Annotated in this window: 3 protein-coding genes; 2 read left to right on the top strand and 1 reads right to left on the bottom strand. The window is 54.9% G+C overall.

From position 1 onward, the window contains the following. Together H6G62_RS27585 and H6G62_RS26975 are read left to right on the top strand one after the other, a co-directional pair. Positions 1 to 300: hypothetical protein (locus H6G62_RS27585; RefSeq protein WP_206755667.1), on the top strand; the 300-nt coding region annotated here is incomplete at its 5' end. Positions 301 to 302: 2 nt separating this feature from the next. Beyond that, positions 303 to 1310 carry a DUF6753 family protein gene (locus H6G62_RS26975; RefSeq protein ID WP_190500899.1) on the top strand — a complete coding sequence of 336 codons (1008 nt, stop codon included), beginning with the start codon at positions 303 to 305 and terminating at the stop codon, positions 1308 to 1310. Here the strand turns inward: H6G62_RS26975 and H6G62_RS26970 are convergent. Then, positions 1307 to 1819 carry a hypothetical protein gene (locus tag H6G62_RS26970; protein WP_190500898.1) on the bottom strand — a complete coding sequence of 171 codons (513 nt, stop codon included), beginning with the start codon at positions 1817 to 1819 and terminating at the stop codon, positions 1307 to 1309. The two genes, H6G62_RS26975 and H6G62_RS26970, sit on opposite strands and share 4 nt — an antisense overlap. Positions 1820 to 2081: the final 262 nt, after the last annotated feature.

The following is a 2081-nucleotide window of genomic DNA, read 5'->3' as shown; positions in this document are numbered from 1 at the left end:
ACTGAACCTAAGTCCAAGGCTAAGCCTGAGGCTAAGCCTGATGTTTCTGTCGGATCTGACGGTCTGAATGCTAGTCCACCCGTCGATGAGGCTGAGGACAGGAGTGGGATGTATCAAGCTGAAAATGGTGATTGGATGGATGACCTGTCAGACCCGGATGACGATTCGCTGACCTACGACGAACTGGGCCTAGGGGGCGAATATGAAATCGTCAATGCCGATGATCCTGAGGCGCTTGTTTCCTGGGGGCCGGGTGAGGGGTCTGCTCAAGTTTTCATCTCTAACGGTCACAAGGGTTAGGCATGTTTCAGGCGAAACGACCGACCACGGAAGCCTCCACGCTCCAGGGCTTGATGCAACTCATCGCTCAAGGACGAGACGGTGAGTTGGTTGATACAGAGCCGCCCGATCCACCAGGGGATGAGCGTTACCACTATGTCCCTGCGCCTCGGGTGCCGCCTGCCTTAGCCGAGCAAGCCCGACAACGGCTCAAGCAAGAGAAAGCGGCGGCGATTTGGACCCTGTTTCAAGAAGGCTCGCCCGTCTGTCAGGGGTACAGCCCAGAAGAAATTGTTTGGGTGTTGCGTCGTTTGCAGGAACGTTATGAGCGACAGCAGCTAGAGGCCATGGGCGACTACCTCACCCGGTTTGACCTAGCTCTTCAAGATCAAACCCCTGAATTCAAGCAGACGGTGTATCAGGTGGCGACCCAATGCGGGGTGGGGCCTGATGATCCGCTGTTTTCGATTCTCTACAGTACGGGGCGGCTGGAGGCGTTGCTGCGCCATCGGCCCCAGGAGCTTGAGCAGGCGTTTCGCTCAGTGCTCAAGGAAGAATGTGACAGGGCCGTTGATGTCATCAATGCTTCGGCGGCGGGAGCCATCCAGCACCAGCGAGACAAAATCACGGCCCTTCTGAACCGCCTGCTGTTCGTGAGTTCGCTCAACACCTTTAAGAGCGCCATCAACGCCGCCAACCTGACGATTGCAGCAATTAGTATCTTGGTCGTGGGAGGTGCCTTCTTCTGGCTCGGACGAACGCTGGGGTACAGCCAACGGCCTCCCCTGGTGACGGGCAATGTTCGCCTGGATCAGGAACAGGCCGAGGCCTTGCGGTGGGCCATGAGCGATGAAGGTCAGCGGGCTCAGGATTTGTGGTCTTGGAACCGCAACCTGGTGCTCAATGGCCGTTGCCAAAACCAGCTTTCTGAACAGGGTGTGGCCCTGGCGATTGAAGGAGAGGTGGCTGAATCGGGAGCCTGTGCGCTTTGGGTGGTGCCGCCCGACCAGCGCACCTTCAGAGGTGACTAGAACAGGCTGATTTGGTGGACTTGCGGTGCTTCGGGTTGGTCGGGTTCCGGTCGGCTTGCCATGGGGTTATGGCCCCGCGCCGCCACCTTGCGTCGAATCGTGAGTTGCAAATCTCTCAATTCGTAAGGGTCGGTGATGTCCCGCTTAAATTGACTGGCATCTCCAGCAGGAAACAGTTCGGGGTGAGCCTCCAGCACTTGGCCAAAGGCATTGACACAAATGGTGGCTAGGTTGGCACTTAAGGGAGCGACATGGGTGTAGGGCTGAATGGCACAGACCAGCTCTGCGGCGGTGCAGGTTTGGTCGGGTTTAGCTCGTCCAGACAGTTCGTCAAGGATTAACCAAAACCGTTCTAACCGAGCCGCTTTAACTAATTTTTTGGTCGTTTCCTGGGGCAAATCCCAAGCTTGGTCAGACTTGCCAAAAATCACAGGGCCAGTGAAATACTTGAACTGCTCAGTGCTGATTTGTGCGCCATCGCCATGGATGAATAGTAACATTGCCAGCATAAATCCAGCGTCATTTAGAATAGCCGCCATCTGCTTGATTGTGGCGTAGCTATCAGGTGTGGATTGGATTGATGAGTGGGCTTGTGTTGCGAGAGACATCACAGAAACCGGATAACAACTCGCACACAAAGCGATAGCGGCTCACCTTTTATTGGGTAAGCTGTTAGTCATCTAAACTGCGTATAATACATTAAAATTCTGGAATAAGCCATGGGAGTCAGAAACTATCTAACGTCAGAGGAAAAGCAAGAGCTTCAGAAGC

Origin of the sequence: Phormidium sp. FACHB-1136 (assembly GCF_014697375.1) — a bacterium.
In the GTDB taxonomy this organism is placed as follows: Bacteria; Cyanobacteriota; Cyanobacteriia; order Phormidesmidales; family Phormidesmidaceae; genus Nodosilinea.
This window is presented reverse-complemented; position numbering and strand designations above follow the sequence as displayed.